Source organism: Oceanibaculum indicum P24, assembly GCF_000299935.1.
In the GTDB taxonomy this organism is placed as follows: Bacteria; Pseudomonadota; Alphaproteobacteria; order Oceanibaculales; family Oceanibaculaceae; genus Oceanibaculum; species Oceanibaculum indicum.
In genome coordinates this window covers 391,689-407,783 of the sequence record NZ_AMRL01000001.1, presented here as the reverse complement: position 1 = coordinate 407,783, position 16,095 = coordinate 391,689, and the positions used below count along the sequence as shown (strand labels likewise).

Here is a 16,095-nt window from a genome sequence, read left to right as displayed (position 1 = left end):
CAGGAATGCCGCCGCGCGTGAGGACGCAGGCGGCATTCCCATTCCTGGCGTCAGAAACGCAGCTTCATGGTGACGCCGACAGTCCTGCCCGCGCCGATCTGGGCATAGACCGGGGCGGCGTCATTATCGATGAAGGTGTAGTAGCGCTCGTCGAACAGGTTCTGCGCGAAGGCCATGATCTCCCAGTTGCCCTGCCGGTAACCGGCCTGTGCGTTGACCAGTGTGTAGGCATCGATGCTGTCGGTCGGGGAGACGCCGAAATCCGCGATATAGTCGGCGGTGTATTTGGCGTCGGCGCCGAGATAGAAGCCGTTGCCGAACTCATAATGCCCTCCGAGGCCGATGGTCCATTCCGGCGCTTCCGGGAAGGGCTGGCCAGCCAGGTTGCCGTAGCTCGCATGGTCGAAGGTCTCGAATTCGGTGTTGAGATACCCGATGGAGGCGAAGGCAGAGAGGCGATCTGTGACCTGCATTGTCGGCTCGATCTCGAATCCCCAGACCTTCGATGAGGCGGCGTTGGTCGTCTCGCGATAGCCCTGATCGTTGGGGTCGGGGCGGATCTCGATCTGCTGGTCGGTATATTTCGTGAAGAACAGGTTGGCGTTCAGCGTCAGCCGGCTCGACGGGAAGCGCCCCTTGTAGAACAGTTCGTAATTCTGCGCCTTCTCGGGGTCGTAATAGACCGCTTCGCCGGTGTTGGAATTGACGTAGAAGCCGCCGGTGCGGAAGCCTTCTGAATAGGTGACGCCGACCGTGTGCCCCTGGGCGATATCCTTCGACAGGCCGATCTTGGGGACAAAATTCACCTCGTTGAAATCGGCCCGGTTCTCGTACACGAAGGGTGCGCTGTCATAGGGGTAGGAATCGGCGTTGGCCTGCGCCGTTCTCTCGCGCAGGTAGTCGAGGCGCCCGCCCAGCGTGACGTACCATGTCGGCGCGAACTCGTAGGTCGCCTCACCGAAGGTTGCCAGGTTGGTGGTCTTCCGGTCGAAGGTCGAGTCCAGCTTGAGATAGGGCACCAGCGTGGCGTCGAAGAGGGAGTCGAAATGCTGGTAGCTGCCGAACAGGCCGGCGACCCATTTCCAGCGGTCGCGGTCGTAGTTCAGGCGCAGTTCCTGGGTGACCAGCGTGTCCTTGACCTCACCGGCAAGGCCATCGGCCAGCCCTGGCGTGCCCTCGTCAACGGAGCGGCGCGTGGTGATGCCGTAGTTCAGGCCGGTCTGGGAGGTCAGCCGCAGGGCGTCGGACATGTCATGCGTGACTTCCAGCCCGGCATTATGGACCTTGATCTGGCGGTATTCGGCATAGGTCGGGAAGGCGTACCAGTCGCCCCGGTCATCCTCCAGGCCGAAGCCGGTTCCGATGCCGATCAGCCGTTCGTTAGGGCGGTCATTCGAGTAGGAGTAGGAGATCAGCGCCTTGGTGTCCGGCAGCGCATCGGGGGTGAGGAGGAACTTGGCGCGCAGGTTCTGGCTTAGCTCCGTGCGGAAATCATTGTGGTTGGCGTAATTCTCGTAGCTTGGATAGGTGACGTCCGTCCGCTCTCGTTCCATTGCGCCAGTGACGCGCAGCGCGATCTCGTTGGTCAGCAGCGGCGTGTTCATCATGAAGGCGGTGCCGACGAGGTTGTCGTTGCCGATCGTGCCGGCAAGCTCGACCTCGCGGTAATGCACCGGGTCCTTGGTCTTGATATAGACCGCGCCGGCGGTCGCCGCCCGGCCGCTCAGTGTTGATTGCGGACCGCGATAGACCTCGACCTGCTCGGTGTCCCACAGGTTCCGCGCGCCGAAGCGGCCGCTGTAGCGCGTCTGCAGGATACCGTCGATATACAGCGACCCCATCGGCGCGCCGGCGGGCACGAAACCTTCGGAGTTCATGCCACGGATCACGAAGCCGGAATTCACGAAAGCGCCGTCCATAACGTTGCCGAGGCGCCGGTAGGCGTCCTGGACATAGCGGATGTTGCCGTCCTCGATTGCCTCAGCGCTCACCACGCCGACGGAGGCGGTGGAGCCTGCCAGCGAATTGGTCTCGCGCGCACCATAGAGTGGTGCCGTGACCTCGATGGAGGGTAGCTGGTGGGCGGCGGATGAGGTGCCGTCAACCGGCTGCAGCGAGTAGCCGCCGCCAATCTCGGCCAGTTCATAGCCGCTGCCCGCCAGCAGAAGGGTAAAGCCCTCCCGGACGCTATGGCGGCCCCGCAGTCCCGTGCTGTCGCGGCCGGCCAGCATCTGCGGGTCGAAGGACAGCGCCGTCCCTGATGCTGCGGCGAACTGGGCCAGCACATCGCTCAGCTTGCCGGCGGGGATGGCATATTCCTTACGGTCCGTGCTGCCGCGCGTTTCGGTCGTTTGCGCGGCGGCCTGCAGCGGCATGACGGCTCCCGCCAGCCCTGCCAGGACAGTGCCGGCGGCGATCAGCAACACATTGGTCTTCCGGTATCGCGCTGGCCGTGCAGGTGCTGGATCGGCCGGTTGCGTTAGGCAGGACTGCCTGAAGCGTGTCATCTCTGGTCCTCTCGTCGGGGTCGCGGGTGGATATGCGCGTCGGCAACGCGCTCTCCCCCGGTACACCGGACGAAGCCGGAAAAAGTATCACCCCTATCGGAAATCAGCGGGCCCGCACTGTCAGCCAATAGCCCGTGGCTCGGCCGACCCGCACTGGCAGCGTCTTTTCCAGCAGAGTCAGGCTGGCGGGAACGTCAGTGACCGGGAAGGCACCGGAGACGGTAAGGCCGGCGACCTCCGGGTCGCAGCGCAGCAGGCCGCGGTGATAGCGCGACAGCTCGGCCACCAGCGCTCCCAGCCGCATGCCGCGGGCCAGTAGCATGCCGCGTTCCCACAGGGCGTCCTCCGCCGGTGCCGGCGGCTGGATGGCGATGGCGGTGAAATCGGTCTGTTCGCCAGCGCGCAGGATAGCGGCCTGGCCAGATGCCGCCGGGCGGATTTCGACGGCGCCCTCGAACACTGCCAGCCGGATGCTGCCCTCGAACTGGCGCACGGCGAACCGGGTGCCCAGCGGCGTCAGGCGGCCCTGTCTGGTGTGCAGGATGAAGGGCGGGGCGGTCGGAGGTGCGTCTTTCGCCGTGGTGATTAGGATTTCCCCGGCCAGCAGGGTGAGGCGCCGTTCCGTCGGGGTGAAGGAGACATTCACGGCGCTGGCGGTGTTCAGCACCAGCCGTGTGCCGTCGGCCAGGTCGAAGCGTTTCTGTTCGCCGGTGGCGGTGCGCAGATCGGCGCTCCATTCCCGCCAGGGCAGGTGGCGCCAGCCAAGCCAACTGGCGGTGGGGGCGGCAATCGCCAGTAGTCCCAGGCGCAGCAATTGTCGGCGTCCTGGGCTGCCCAACCGGGCCAGCGTGTCTCGACCGAGCTTCGGCGGTACCTGCCGGAAGGCGCCCAGCATGCTTTCCGCGCGCTGCCAGGCGGCCTCGTGCGCGGCGCTGCGGATGCGCCAGCGTTCCAGCTCCTGCAGGTCGCGGGCACTGGCCTCGCCGGAATGCAGCAGTACCAGCCAGCCGGCGGCCTCGTCCAGGATGACCGGGTCGATATCGTCGGCGGAAAGTGGGGCGGTGGTTGTCATGACCGGTCCGTCCGTCAGGGCAGAGCCAGGCACGCGGCGAAGGCCGTGCGCATGTGGCGCTTCACGGTGATGAGGGCAATGCCGTGCCGCTCCGCGATCTGCCGGTAGGTCAGCCCGTCCAGTTGAGCCAGCAGGAAGATGTCGCGGGTGCGTTCGGGCAGGCCGCGCAGCATGGCTTCGATGCGGTACAGCGCCTCCAGGATCATCAGCCTGGTTTCCGGCGACGGTATCTGTGGATCGGGCATCTGCGCCAGCGCATCGAGATAGGCGCGCTCCACATCCAGCCGCCGCCAATGGTCGATCACCAGCCCCTTGGCGATATGGGTCAGCAGCGCGCGCGGCTCGTCGCCAAGCTGCCCCGCCGCCCGGCGCGAGATCATCAGCCGCAGGAAGGTGTCATGCGCAAGGTCCGCGGCATCGCAGGCATTGCCAAGCTTGCGGCGCAGCCAGCCATACAGCCAGCCGTGATGGTCAGCATAGAGGATATGGACCCTTTGCGCCGTGGTGTCGCCAGCCGGCACGATGCCCCCTTTCCCGGCTGGTCCGCCTCCAGCCTCACTCATTAATGAGAATTATTCGCAATTTAAGGGTAAGGCTGCTTGCCATGCAACAACCGATGCGAATCTCAGCCGGTATGGGACGAGAACTGCCGACAGGATTGGTGTGGTGCCGCGTCAGCTGTAACGACGCTTGAGGACTTCCCGTGGCGTCAGGCCGAACTGCCGCTTGAAGGCGGTGGCGAAGTTGGCCGGGCTGCCATAGCCGGCAAGGTAGGCCGCTTCCGTCACGCTCATCTCTTGGCGCTCAAGCGCGGTGCGCGCGCGTTCCAGCCGTCGAAGCCGGATATATTCGAAGACCGACAGCCCCTCGGCGGCGCGGAACAGGCGCTGCATGGCGCTGACGCTCATGCCGGCCTGGCGGGCGATCTCCTCCAGCGTGACACTGTCGCCCTCCAGCGTGTCGATATAGTCGTACAGCCGGCGCAGACGCATCCGGTCGCGGCCGGACAGGATGCTGTGCTCCGGCCCGTCGAACTGGCGCAGGCCGTTCGCGACCATCTCCGCCGCCTCGCTCTCCAGCCGCAGGCGCTCCAGGAAGGAGCCGTTCCCCGCGGTCAGCAGAATGCGCTCGGCCTGCGCGGCCAGATGCGGGGATGGCCGCCAGAGCAGGCTGTCGCCATGATGTCGGCTGAAACGCCGGATCGCTTCGATATAGGGATCGTCCACCGTGTCCTGGTCGATCCAGGCCCGCGGCAGGGAAATGCTGACCCGACGCACCCGGCAATCGCACAGCCGCTCGCAAGTGAAGATATCCTGCTCGGCACAGGCCAGCACGATGCCCTGCGGCGTATCGGCATCGGCCAGCAGGTCATGCTCCCTGTTGCCAAGCGCGATGCGCGTCTGGCCGGACAGGAACAGCGTGACGATGAGGCCCGGCTGTAACTCGGTATCATGGCGGTAGTTGCGCGCTTCTGTAACGTCGGCCGCGTGCAGTTTCAGGCCGGAGCGCAGCTCCGCCTGCTTGAACATGCCCGTACCGTCCGCCAGAACAGCCGTCATTTGCGTTCCCGCCTTATTGGTCGATTGCCTTTCCGGCAAAGGAAATTGGCCAGCCTGCAAAAGTCTTGCCCGCACACTCCCGCTATAAGGCGGATGGACAAGCCAGAGTCGCGCTCATGCATGAGAATGCGTGTCATTCTCCTAGCATGCGATATCAAGCAAGTCGAGCATGCCTGTGGACACGGCAGAAGGGGCCAGTGTCGCGGGCGGTCTGCCTGTTCCGGCCTTTTGTCGGGCGGCTTGGAGCTTTCGCGAAATTGGGGATGCCAGGATGACACGGACTGTGACAATGCGCCGCGCGCTTCGCAGCGACTTGCGGGCGCTGCTTATGACCACGACGGTGATCGCGTCGGTTGCCGGGGGCGGCATCGCCGCCGCGCAGGACAGCAAGCCCGGCGCGGTGCAGCTGACGCCGATCGAGGTGGAGGGCCGCAAGGCTCGCGATATCGAGACGGATATCACCATCACCGCGAAGGATATTGAGCGCGATAATCCGCAGAGCGTAAAGGAACTGTTCCAGGCAGATCCGGCGGTTACCGTGGCGGGCGGCAGCCTGGCGTCGCAGAAATTCTACGCCCATGGCCTGGACCAGGCGAAGCTGAACGTCACCATCGACGGCGCCGCGCATCGCAATAATGTCTGGCACCACAATGGCAACATCATCCTAGACCCGATGTTCCTGAAGAGCGTGGAGGTCGATGCCGGCGTCTCCGCCGCTGATCGCGGGCCGGGCGCGCTGGGCGGATCGGTGCGCTTCGAGACCAAGGATGTCGCCGACATGCTGCTGCCGGGCCAGAGCAAGGGTGGCACCGCGATCCTGAGCTACGACACCAACAGCGAGACCGTCCGCGCGACCGGTGCCGGCTATGCCAGGGCGCAGGGCTTCGAGATCATGGGCATCGGCACCCGCGCCGACGGCAGCGACTACGAGAATGGCAAGGGGGCGACGGAACCCGGCACGGCCGACGATCTGTGGACCGGTCTTGCCAAGCTGGCCTACGAATCCGACAAGGGCCACCGGATCGAATGGTCCGGCGAACTGATGCAGGACGAGGGTATGCGCCGGCTGCGCCCGAACATGGGCTTCGTGAATAATGACCTGAATTACAACAAGGCGACCCGCAGGACGACGACGGTCAGCTACACCACGACCCAGCCGACCGACCTGTTCGCGCCGGAAATCATGCTCTACTTCAACCAGAACGAGCTGGAGCGGCCGAACCGGAACGGCTACACGCGCGCCTCGGGTGACTTCAATTCCAAGACCGACAGCATCGGCGGCAAGCTGGCCAACAGCTTCGCCATTCCCTATGGCGACCTGACGGTCGGCGTCGATTTTTACCGCGACGAGGTGTTTGTCGAGCGTTTCCATTTCGCCACCAATGCCGAGGAGGAGGTGGGCAATGTCGGTGCCTTCGCACAGTTCCGCCTGAAACCGACGCCGCGCCTCAGCATCTCCACCGGCATCCGCGCCGACTATCAGAGCTACGATGCGGTGGACGGCCAGAGCTTCGACAATGGCGGGCTGAGCCCGAATGTCTCGGCGGAATATGCACTGACCGACCATGTCACGGCGTTCGGCGGCTACAGCTATAATTGGGGCGGTATCGAGCTGGCGGAAACCGCACTGTTCCACGCTGGCGACTATCGCTATGCCGCCGATCTGGACCCGGCAACGGCACACAACATCAAGGCCGGCCTGCGCTACCGCCAGGGCGGGCTGCAGCTGGAAGGCACGCTGTTCCGCACGCTGGTCGAGAACCCGGTCGATTACGACTTCGCCACCTCCACGCGCATCAATGGCAAGGATCTGGAGACGCGCGGCTTCGACCTCGCCGCCGGCTATCGCTGGCAGAATGCCTTCGTCGGGGCGAAATACTCCCATACCGATATCGAGTATGGCGACCGGATGGCCCTGTATGGCGACTATAACAATGGCGTGCCGGTTGGCGACATCCTGACCCTGAATGCCTATTACACCTTCACCGATATCGCGCTGACGGTGGGCGGCAGCTCGGAGATCGCCTTCGAGATCGAAGACCAGGCGCTGACCGACAATGGCTATCGTCCGATCGAAGCCTATGAGGTGGTGAACCTTTACGCTGAGTGGCGGCCCGATCATCTGGTGCCGAACTGGAGCCTGCGTGTCGAGGCGAACAATCTGTTCGACGAGGATTACTACAGCCGCGGCACCTATGCCGAGACCGCCAGGGTGACGCCGGTCTATTCGCCGGGACGATCCTTGCTGATCTCCTCTGTGCTGAAGTTCTGACCGGAAAGGCGGCGGCGCGATCCCCTGCCGCCGCCTGCCTCCAACGATATGTCCAGGCACCCGACAAGACCGGAGACCGAGACCATGATGATTGCCGAATGCCGTGTGGAAACGGCGTCCGCGAGCAAGTATATCGCTCAGCTTTGCAAGCATTTCGCGCACAAGATCACCGTCGAGTATGACGCCACGAAGGGCCGTGCCGACTTCCCCTGGGGGGTGTGCCGGATGACCGCCGAGGACGGGGCTCTCGCCTTGCGCTGCGAGGGGCAGGACGAGGCCGGCCTTGGCCGGGTGAAGGCGGTGGTCGAGGACCACCTGGTCCGCTTCGCCTGGCGGGAAAAGCCGACCCTCACCTGGACAGACGCATCCTGAGACGCAGGGCCAGCCATTCCGTTTCAGCTATTGCTCCCTAAATGATCGCGAGTAAGAATTATTATCGATTGTGGGCAAACGGCGCTGCCCTTGCCCGGAAGACATCTGGCCCGAAACGGATTGGAGAGACCGCAATGTTGAAGCTGCTGGCCTGGTTGGGATTGTTTCTGCTGGCTGTGACGCCTGTACGGGCTGCGCCGCTGGAAGTGACCGATCTCGCCGGCCGCACGGTCACGATCCAGACGCCGGTCGAACGCTTCGTCATCAGCGAGGGACGCTATATCCCGCTGTTGGCGCTGCTGCGTCCCGACAATCCGGTGGCCGGGCTGGTTGGCATGATGTCGCCGCTGGCGCTGACAGAGCCGGCGCTGCAGGAACAGCTGTACGAGAAATTCCCGCAGGCCCGCGACATTGCGCTGTTTGGCGGAACCAGTGCGGAAAGCGTGTCGGTCGAGAAGATCATCGATCTGCGCCCGCAGCTGGCGATTTTCGGGCTGGGCGACCATGGGCCCGGCACGAAGAACGCGGAATTGCTGCGCCAGTTGGAGGCATCGGGCACCAGCATCCTCTTCATCGATTTCCGGATGGACCCGCTGAACAACACCCTGCCATCGGTGGAACTGCTCGGACGCGTGCTCGGGGCGGAAGACCGCGCCGCTGACTATATCAGCTTCTACCGCGACAGGCTGGACCGCATCCGCCAGCGCATCGCCGCCGTAGCCACCAGGCCGCGTGTGTTCGTGCAGGCACATCCCGGCCGCTTCCCCTGCTGTTGGGGCATGGCGGACGGCATGCTGGGGCCATTTGTCGGGCTGGCCGGCGGCCTGAACATCGCCGACGCGGTAGCGCCGGGGCCCGTCGCACAACACACGGAGGAATTCCTGCTGGCCGAGAATCCGGATGTGTGGATCGGCACTGCCTCCGGCACGGCGGCGGATCACCATGCGGGCAAGACACCGGTAGCGCTGGGTGCCGATGTGACGCCGGAGATGGCGGTTGAGAGCCTGAAGCGCTATCTCGACCAGCCCAGTTTCGCGGCGATGGATGCGGTGCGGCAGGGCAGGGCGCACAGCCTGTGGCACAATTTCTACAACTCGCCCTTCAATATCGCGGCGGTCGAAGCCTTCGCCCGCTGGATCCACCCGGAAATCTTCGCCGATACCGATCCGCAGGAGACACTGGCGGAAATCTACCGCCGCTATCTGCCCTTCACCCTGCGCGGCACCTATTTCGCAACGGTCCCGCATGGGTGAGGCGGCTTTGTCGCTGCAGGCGCGCTTCAGCCGGATCGCAAGGCGGCGCCAGGCACTGCTGCTGGTGCTGGCCGTGGGGCTGGTGCTGTCACTCGGCCTCGATCTGATGGCTGGCCCGGCATCCCTCGGCGTGGGCGACATCCTGCTTGGGCTGTTCGATCCGGACAGTCTGGAACTGCGCCACCGCATCATCCTGTGGGACGTACGCCTGCCCGACGCGTTGATCGCGCTGGCGGTGGGGGCTTCCCTCAGCCTGGCCGGCGTCGAGACCCAGACCGTGCTCGACAACCCGATGGCCAGCCCCTTCACCCTGGGCATCTCCTCATCGGCCATGCTGGGCGCGGGAGTCGCCATCGTGCTGGCGCCGGCGCTGCCGATTGTCTCGCCGGCGGCGATCCTGCCGGCGCTGGCCCTGCTGTTCGCGCTGGCGGCGGGCGGGCTGATCCTGCTGGTGATCCGGTTTTCCGGCGGGGCGCGCGAGACGGTGATCCTGTTCGGCATCGCGCTGGTGTTTCTCGCCAACGCGCTGACCGGCGCGCTGCACTACATCGCGGAGGCGGATGCGGTGCAGCAGGTGGTGTTCTGGACCATCGGCAACCTGACCAAGGCCGGCTGGACCGAGGTATGGATCGTCAGTGCCGTCGTGCTGTTCATGTTGCCCTTCAGCCTGCGTGACGTCTGGGTGCTGACGCTGCTGCGCGGCGGCGAGGCACATGCCCGCAGCCTGGGCGTGGATGTCATGCGATTGCGCCTCTGGGTGATCCTGCGCGCCTCGGTGCTGACCGCCTTCGCGGTGTGCTTCGTCGGCACCATCGCCTTCATTGGTCTCGTCGGCCCGCATATCGCTCGTCTGCTGCTGGGTGAGGACCACCGGCTGCTGGTGCCGGGGGCGGTGCTGGCGGGTGCCCTGCTGCTCTCCGTCTCCTCCATCCTCACCAAGACGCTGATCCCCGGCGTTATCGTGCCGGTCGGCATCATCACGGCGGTGATTGGCGTGCCGGTGCTGCTCAGCCTGCTGTTCAGCCGGGGGAGGCGCGCGTGACCCGGTTCCAGGCGCAGGGCGTTTCCGCCCGCTATGGCCGCACGCCGGTGCTGTGCGATGTATCGCTGCCCGATCTTGCAGCGGGCCAGGTGCTGGGGCTGCTGGGGCCGAACGCGTCGGGCAAATCGACGCTGATGCGCTGCCTGTCGCGGGAGATGCGGGCAGAGGGGCATATCGCGCTGGATGGCGTTGCGCAGCGCGAGCACAGCCATCGGGCCTGGCGCGACAAGGTGGCGGCGATGCCGCAATCGCCACCTTCGCCTTCCGCCCTGCTGCCGACCGAACTGGTGTGGAGTACGGCGCGGGCGCTGGGGCTCGACCTGTCGAACGCGGAGCTTTCGGCGCGGATCGAGGCGCTGTTCGATGGGCTGGGGTTGAGCGCAGTGGCGCTGTCGCCGCTCAGCACCCTGTCCGGCGGCAAGCGACAGCTGGTCGGTCTCGCCCTGGCACTGATCCGCGATCCGGCGTTGCTGCTGCTGGACGAGCCGACCTCGGCGCTCGATCTGCACTGGCGCATGGTGGTGCTGGATATCGTGCGCGCCCATGTCGGGCAGTCTGGTGGCGTCGCCATTGCGGCCCTGCACGATATCGACCTGGCGGCGCGCTATTGCGACCGTCTGGCGCTGTTGTCGGGCGGGCGGATCGTGGCGGCCGGCACGCCGGCGGAGGTTCTCACACCGGACAATCTGGCGCAGGTATTCCATGTCGAGACAGAGGTGACCGCCCGCCCGGACGGCGGCATCACAGTGCAGCTGCTGCGACCGCTCTCTGTCCTGCGGCATGAAATTGCAAGTTAGGTGCAGGCCAGGGCGGTGGAGGGCTCCTACGCTTCTTGTTCCTGACTAGCCCGCTACTACCTTGTCGCAATTCTTGGTGGTTTTATGCCCTCGAAACAAAATAAAACGCCGCTAAGTCAATAGCTTGTCGGTGTAGTCGTGTCTGGAGTTTGGCGCTTAGCAGCGGGCAGGTAAGCAGGCTGACAGCCGGTGGAATCGATCTGACTAACGCCCGTGCGCCTAGTACGGCGGTGGCGACAGCGCACGCTGATTCTTGGCCGCAGTTGTCCACCATGCGAGATCCTCAGCAAAACGGGAGAATGACCGTTCGAGCGCTTCGCCGCCCTTGCCCACCGGCTGTCCCGTTTCGTCCAGCACATCGGAGATGGGCCCCGCTGTAAGCGTGCTTGAGATAACGACCATGCCCATTTCGGACAGAGTTCCGTGCCACGCGAGATTGCCGCGTACCCCGGCCAACCGTCCGGCAGAGTAGCTGACGATTGCAGCCGGTCGCCAGAACCACTCCTCAAGAAAATGATCGGTGAGGTTTTTGAGGCCTGGCTGAACCCCCCAGTTATATTCCCCCGTCACGAACACAAATGCGTCCGCACTGCGGATATCTTGCGCCAGTGCCTCCATCGCCGCGGGCGCTTCGCCGGGCGGGTACTCTTTATACATGCGGTCAAGGATCGGTAGCCCCACTGACTTGGCGTCCACCAAAATGGCCATGTCCCCGCGTTCCTCGAAACGACGCACCAGATATGTCGCGAAGCGTATACCGGTCCGGTCGCGGCGGTACGACCCATACAGGATGAGGATTTTGCTCGGCATGCGGCTCTCCGTTTCAGGTTCTAGCGGCGTAAGCAAAAATTCCGAACGCGCGCTATTGGACTTCGACATCGCAATGCTTCACCTGTACCCATACATCATCACGATTGGACGGGTCACCTCGGGCAAAGAATTATCGACAGATTTGTCGCCAAAAGCTGGTTCGAGCAGCAGCGTCAGCCTGGCGGGTAACGCGTACCGAAAGACTGCATTCCGGATCGGGGCTTGAACAGGGCAGCAGGCTCCCCTGGGGCAGAAATTACGCCCTGGCGGCAAACCGTCCGCAATTTTATCGCGATGTGCCGAGCGGACCGTTCTATGGCTTCAACCGGGAGGGTGCTCAAGTCAGCCAGGGCCTGATTGACAATTGGTGGCGTCAGGGCATGAGCGGCGGCGCAAAGGCGCACTATGACTGCATCGAAGTGTTTTCTGAGACCGACTTTACGGAGGATCTGAAGGCGCTCACCATTCCCGTGCTGATCATTCACGGAGAGGGTGACCAGATCGTGCCCATCGAGAACTCGGCTCACAAGGCAATCAAGCTCGTCAGGGATGGCACGCTGAAGACCTATCCCGGGCTTTCTCATGGCCTGTTCACCACGCATCCCGACGTGGTGAACCCGGATATGCTGGCCTTCATCCGCGCCTGATGCTCCGTCGCCGAAAGTGGGCGGTTGCCTTGCCTCCGCGCATGTCTTGCCCGCCGTTGCGCGCGGGCAAGGCAGCCGGATTTTCTTTGAGGAAAGGCTGAAAAGCGTCTTCACTAAAGCATAGTGCGGATTTGGAGAAGGCATGGAAGTTATGAATGTCGTCAGGGTTGCGATTGCGGGTTTTGGCGGGGTGGGCCGCGCAACGGCCAATCTTCTTCTGAGCCGCCGCGATCGCTACCGGCGGGTCTATGGAACCGACATTCGCCTTGTGGCCGTCTGCGGGTCGCGATCCGGTCTGGCCGATGCCGACGGTCTCGAAACCGGCCGCCTGGACGCGCTCGAACCGGGCCTGTCGGGTCCGGAATTCATCGAGGCGAGCGGCGCCGACATTCTCATCGAGGCGGGGCCGAGCGATTTTCGCACCGGCGGCCCCGGCCTTGCCTATATTCGTTCCTCCCTGTCGTCGGGGCGCGACACCATCGTCATATCGAAGGGCGCGCTGGTCCACAGCGGACCGTCACTGCGGGCCATGGCGCGTTCCTCGGGGGCGCTGCTGAAACTCAGCGGCGCGGCTGCCGCCGCGCTACCGACGCTCGACCTTATCGAGCACAGCCTGAAAGGCTGCGAGGTCCTCGAAGTGGAGGGCATTCTGAACGCGACCACCAATTACCTGCTCGACGCGATGACGACCCAGAATCTCGGCTTCGACGAGGCGCTGGGACGCGCGCAGGCGGGCGGGTTCGCCGAAGCCGACCCGCGCAATGACACCGAGGGCTGGGACACCGCCAGCAAGCTCATCCTCATCGCCAATTTCGGCCTCGATGCGGGGCTGACGATGGATGATCTCGTCGTCGATGGCATTCAGTCGATCACGGAGCAACAAATCGAGGCGTGGCGGAAGGAACAGCGCGTTCCCAAACTGGTCGGAAGCCTCATCCGGACGGGCGGCGCAATACGGGCAGCCGTCGGCGTACGAACCTACCCGTTGAGCGATCCGCTTGCACAGGTGTCGGGAAAGAACAAGGCGATCCGGATTACCACGGACGCGATGGGCGAGACGATCGCGATCGGGTCCGGAACGGAGCCTCTCGCCACCGCGGCGGCCGCGCTGAAGGATCTCGAACATATCCTGACGGCGAGAGCGGCGCGGGCAACTGCCGGTTCATGAGGAAGGTCATGACACGCAGGACAGTGCAGGCGATTCGCCATATCGGCTTCGAGGATCTCGGCAGCTTCGCGCGCCCCATGCAGGAGGCCGGCTACGACATCGACTATATCGACGTGGCTGAACGCAGCCCGGCGACGCTCGATCCTCTCGGCGCCGATCTCCTGGTGGTCCTCGGCGGTCCGATCGGCGTCTATGATCACGAAGCCTATCCGGTCGTCACCGACGAGATACAATTGTTGCGGGCGCGGCTCGCGGCCGACCGGCCGACGCTTGGCATATGCCTCGGCGCACAGTTGATGGCGGCCGCCCTCGGCGCGCGCGTCTATCCGGGGCCGGCCAGGGAGATCGGCTGGTCGGCGCTCGATCTGTCGGACATGGCAACGCCCAATCCTCTCGCCGCGCTGGATGATATTCCCGTGCTGCACTGGCATGGCGACACCTTCGACCTGCCGGCGGGCACCACCGTGCTCGCTTCCACTCCCCTTTGCGCAAACCAGGCATTCTCGCGCGGACCGAATATCCTCGGTCTCCAGTTTCATCCGGAAGTTCTTGGCGCACGGTTCGAGCACTGGCTTCTGGGCCATGCGAGCGAACTCGCCACCGCCGGTATCAGCCCCGAAGTGCTGCGTCAGGATACGCGCCGATATGCCGCCGGTCTCGAGCAGGCCGGGGCCGCCGTGCTGACCGGCTGGCTGTCGCGACTGACGCGCTAGGGCCGGATTCACGCTTTACAGCCATTGCAGCGTGATCGAACGCACCGGATCGCGCACGGCCCGACGATAGTCGGATGGGCTCATTTGCTGATGCTTGGCGAACACACGGGCGAGGACCTGGTTCGATGAATATCCCACCTCCTGCGCGATCTCCGTGATCGGCATGTCGGTCAGTTCCAGGAGCTCTCAGGCCTTCTCCACTCTCAGCCGCGTCAGGTAAACTCGGGGCGGCACGCCGATGCTTTGCTTGAACATACGCCCTGAACTGACCACGGCGCTGTTCCGAGCCTTGTTCGAGGCGTGGGCAGAAACCGGTTTTGCGGCAGAAAGCCTGGAACGCGGTCCTGCGGCATCCTCTGGTCCGCCGAGTGATCCCCGATCTGGTTGCCGAACGCTTACGATCGAGCGAATTGTCGGCAATGCTGGAAGGGGAACGACGATTTCAGCCAGCCGCTTGACGCGCTGGACCGGCAATTCTGATCGAGCGAGGTCAGTTCCTGCGCATCAGGATCATCTTCTCCTGTGTCATGTCACGCATCGTGTAGGGAATGCCGCCTGTGCCGTATCCGGACTCCCTGCGGCCGGCAAAGGGCATCCAGTCGGTGCGGAAGGCGGTGGGGTCGTTGATCATCACGGCCGAGGCATCGAGGCGGTCGGCGGCGCGCAGCGCGATATCGATATCCTGCGCGAAGATGCTCGCCTGAAAGGCAGTCGGCAGCGCATTGGCCTGCCGGATTGCCTCGTCGAGATCGTTATAGCGATAGACCGCGACCACAGGCCCGAAAACCTCCTGCATTGATATCTTCGCGTCGGCTGGAGGGTCGAGCAGAACCGCCGGCTGCAAAGTCGTCTCGGAGAGGCGCTTGCCGCCGGCCGCAAGCGTTGCCCCGCCTTTGACCGCTTCCTCGATCCACTGCCCGACCCTGTCGGCCTCGCGCGGTAGGATAAGCGGTCCGACCTCGGTGTCCTTGAAGGTGGGATCGGCAGTACGCAATTTTTCGACACGGGCGACGAGCTTTTGCGTGAAGTCGTCGGCGATGTCGCTATGGACGAAGATGCGCTGCGTCGACACACAGACCTGCCCGGCATGGTAATAGCCGCCCTTGACGATGGGCTCGATGACCCTGCCGAGATCGGTGCTGCGGTCGATGATCGCCGGCGCGGCGCCGCCATGCTCCAGGGCCGAGCGCGTGCCGGGGGCGAGCTTGGAATGCAGGGACCAGCCGACCCGGGCAGAGCCGATGAAGCTGAGGAAGGCAACACGGCTATCGGTCGCAAGATTTTCGGCCAGCGCGTTGTCTGCCGTGACGAAGGTCTGGCACCAATGCTCGGGAAGGCCCGCCTCGCGAACCAGCGCCACGAAATCGAGGCAGGAGAGCGGCGTCGCGCTCGCCGGCTTTACGATCACCGGACAGCCGACGGCGATGGCCGGCGCGACCTGGTGAACGATCAGGTTCAGCGGATGGTTGAAGGCGGAAATCGCCGCGACGACACCGATAGGCTCCCTGGTCGTGAAGGCCCAGCGGTTCTCGGCCACCGTCGACAGTCCCATCGGAATCTCCCGGCCAGCGAAATTGCGCAGCTCGTCGGCGGCGTTGTGGACCCCATCGATGGCGCGATTGGTCTCGACGATGGCGTCGGGCAGCGGCTTGCCGCCCTCGCGGGCGATCTGCATGGCGAGATGATCGCGCCTGCCTTCCATCAACGCGGCCAGCTTGCGCAGGATCGTAATGCGCTGGTGAGGCTTCAGCCAGCCGTCGCGATCCTTGAAGGCCTGTGCGGCGGCTTGCAACTTGCGCTCCAGCGCGGCGGCATCGTCGGTCTCGATCTCCGCGATAGGCGCGCGATCGAAGGCTTGCACGACTGTCAGCATAGTTGGTGTT

Annotated in this window: 15 protein-coding genes; 8 read left to right on the top strand and 7 right to left on the bottom strand. The window is 64.4% G+C overall.

All coding sequences use genetic code 11. The features are described 5' to 3' along the window. Positions 1-50: 50 nt before the first annotated feature. From P24_RS01850 to P24_RS01835, 4 genes are all read right to left on the bottom strand, one after another. A complete protein-coding gene (locus P24_RS01850; protein ID WP_202802340.1) occupies positions 51-2,426 on the bottom strand; it encodes a TonB-dependent receptor domain-containing protein in 2,376 nt (791 codons plus the stop codon). Between the two features lie 184 nt (positions 2,427-2,610). Further along, positions 2,611-3,579, bottom strand: a complete 969-nt coding sequence (locus P24_RS01845) for a FecR domain-containing protein (protein ID WP_008942988.1) — start codon at positions 3,577-3,579, stop codon at positions 2,611-2,613. A gap of 14 nt (positions 3,580-3,593) precedes the next feature. Continuing rightward, positions 3,594-4,100 carry a sigma-70 family RNA polymerase sigma factor gene (locus P24_RS01840; RefSeq protein WP_008942987.1) on the bottom strand — a complete coding sequence of 169 codons (507 nt, stop codon included), beginning with the start codon at positions 4,098-4,100 and terminating at the stop codon, positions 3,594-3,596. A 153-nt stretch (positions 4,101-4,253) separates the two neighbouring features. Beyond that, positions 4,254-5,138, bottom strand: coding sequence for a helix-turn-helix transcriptional regulator (locus tag P24_RS01835; RefSeq protein ID WP_008942986.1), 885 nt, complete (start codon positions 5,136-5,138; stop codon positions 4,254-4,256). 271 nt (positions 5,139-5,409) lie between these two features. On the opposite strand from P24_RS01835, the gene P24_RS01830 reads away from it, so the two are divergent. The 5 genes from P24_RS01830 to P24_RS01810 all read left to right on the top strand — a co-directional run bounded on the left by P24_RS01830 (position 5,410) and on the right by P24_RS01810 (position 10,874). Further along, complete coding sequence (locus P24_RS01830; RefSeq protein ID WP_237740147.1) at positions 5,410-7,410, top strand: TonB-dependent receptor plug domain-containing protein; 2,001 nt, start codon at positions 5,410-5,412, stop codon at positions 7,408-7,410. 84 nt (positions 7,411-7,494) lie between these two features. Then, positions 7,495-7,782, top strand: coding sequence for a DUF2218 domain-containing protein (locus P24_RS01825; RefSeq protein WP_008942984.1), 288 nt, complete (start codon positions 7,495-7,497; stop codon positions 7,780-7,782). 134 nt (positions 7,783-7,916) lie between these two features. Further along, positions 7,917-9,035 (top strand): ABC transporter substrate-binding protein, encoded by a 1,119-nt coding sequence (locus P24_RS01820; protein WP_008942983.1) that lies wholly within the window; start codon positions 7,917-7,919, stop codon positions 9,033-9,035. Then, positions 9,028-10,077, top strand: a complete 1,050-nt coding sequence (locus P24_RS01815; protein ID WP_008942982.1) for a FecCD family ABC transporter permease — start codon at positions 9,028-9,030, stop codon at positions 10,075-10,077. The genes P24_RS01820 and P24_RS01815 overlap by 8 nt, the downstream gene beginning before the upstream one ends. Continuing rightward, positions 10,074-10,874 carry an ABC transporter ATP-binding protein gene (locus P24_RS01810; protein WP_008942981.1) on the top strand — a complete coding sequence of 267 codons (801 nt, stop codon included), beginning with the start codon at positions 10,074-10,076 and terminating at the stop codon, positions 10,872-10,874. The genes P24_RS01815 and P24_RS01810 overlap by 4 nt, the downstream gene beginning before the upstream one ends. A 219-nt stretch (positions 10,875-11,093) precedes the next feature. Here the strand turns inward: P24_RS01810 and P24_RS01805 are convergent, their stop codons facing one another. After that, entirely contained in the window at positions 11,094-11,684 is a 591-nt protein-coding gene (locus P24_RS01805) for an NADPH-dependent FMN reductase (protein ID WP_008942980.1), read from the bottom strand. Between the two features lie 380 nt (positions 11,685-12,064). On the opposite strand from P24_RS01805, the gene P24_RS20445 reads away from it, so the two are divergent. The 3 genes from P24_RS20445 to P24_RS01790 all read left to right on the top strand — a co-directional run bounded on the left by P24_RS20445 (position 12,065) and on the right by P24_RS01790 (position 14,212). After that, a complete protein-coding gene (locus P24_RS20445) occupies positions 12,065-12,331 on the top strand; it encodes an alpha/beta fold hydrolase (RefSeq protein ID WP_008942979.1) in 267 nt (88 codons plus the stop codon). Positions 12,332-12,473: 142 nt separating this feature from the next. Beyond that, on the top strand, positions 12,474-13,499 hold the full coding sequence (locus P24_RS01795) for a homoserine dehydrogenase (protein WP_202802339.1): 1,026 nt from the start codon (positions 12,474-12,476) through the stop codon (positions 13,497-13,499). Between the two features lie 8 nt (positions 13,500-13,507). Continuing rightward, complete coding sequence (locus P24_RS01790) at positions 13,508-14,212, top strand: glutamine amidotransferase (protein WP_040706066.1); 705 nt, start codon at positions 13,508-13,510, stop codon at positions 14,210-14,212. Positions 14,213-14,227: 15 nt separating this feature from the next. Here the strand turns inward: P24_RS01790 and P24_RS20390 are convergent, their stop codons facing one another. Both P24_RS20390 and P24_RS01785 read right to left on the bottom strand, forming a co-directional pair. Then, a complete protein-coding gene (locus tag P24_RS20390; protein WP_272943345.1) occupies positions 14,228-14,386 on the bottom strand; it encodes a helix-turn-helix domain-containing protein in 159 nt (52 codons plus the stop codon). Between the two features lie 316 nt (positions 14,387-14,702). Beyond that, positions 14,703-16,085 (bottom strand): aldehyde dehydrogenase family protein, encoded by a 1,383-nt coding sequence (locus P24_RS01785; protein WP_008942975.1) that lies wholly within the window; start codon positions 16,083-16,085, stop codon positions 14,703-14,705. Positions 16,086-16,095 lie beyond the last annotated feature (10 nt).

Coding starts and splice junctions, on each gene's coding strand:
- P24_RS01845 (WP_008942988.1), bottom strand. CDS start 3,579: ATGACAACCACCGCCCCACTTTCCGCCGACGATATCGACCCGGTCATC.
- P24_RS01835 (WP_008942986.1), bottom strand. CDS start 5,138: ATGACGGCTGTTCTGGCGGACGGTACGGGCATGTTCAAGCAGGCGGAG.
- P24_RS01830 (WP_237740147.1), top strand. CDS start 5,410: ATGACACGGACTGTGACAATGCGCCGCGCGCTTCGCAGCGACTTGCGG.
- P24_RS01825 (WP_008942984.1), top strand. CDS start 7,495: ATGATGATTGCCGAATGCCGTGTGGAAACGGCGTCCGCGAGCAAGTAT.
- P24_RS01820 (WP_008942983.1), top strand. CDS start 7,917: ATGTTGAAGCTGCTGGCCTGGTTGGGATTGTTTCTGCTGGCTGTGACG.
- P24_RS01815 (WP_008942982.1), top strand. CDS start 9,028: ATGGGTGAGGCGGCTTTGTCGCTGCAGGCGCGCTTCAGCCGGATCGCA.
- P24_RS01805 (WP_008942980.1), bottom strand. CDS start 11,684: ATGCCGAGCAAAATCCTCATCCTGTATGGGTCGTACCGCCGCGACCGG.
- P24_RS20445 (WP_008942979.1), top strand. CDS start 12,065: ATGAGCGGCGGCGCAAAGGCGCACTATGACTGCATCGAAGTGTTTTCT.
- P24_RS01795 (WP_202802339.1), top strand. CDS start 12,474: ATGGAAGTTATGAATGTCGTCAGGGTTGCGATTGCGGGTTTTGGCGGG.
- P24_RS01790 (WP_040706066.1), top strand. CDS start 13,508: ATGACACGCAGGACAGTGCAGGCGATTCGCCATATCGGCTTCGAGGAT.
- P24_RS01785 (WP_008942975.1), bottom strand. CDS start 16,085: ATGCTGACAGTCGTGCAAGCCTTCGATCGCGCGCCTATCGCGGAGATC.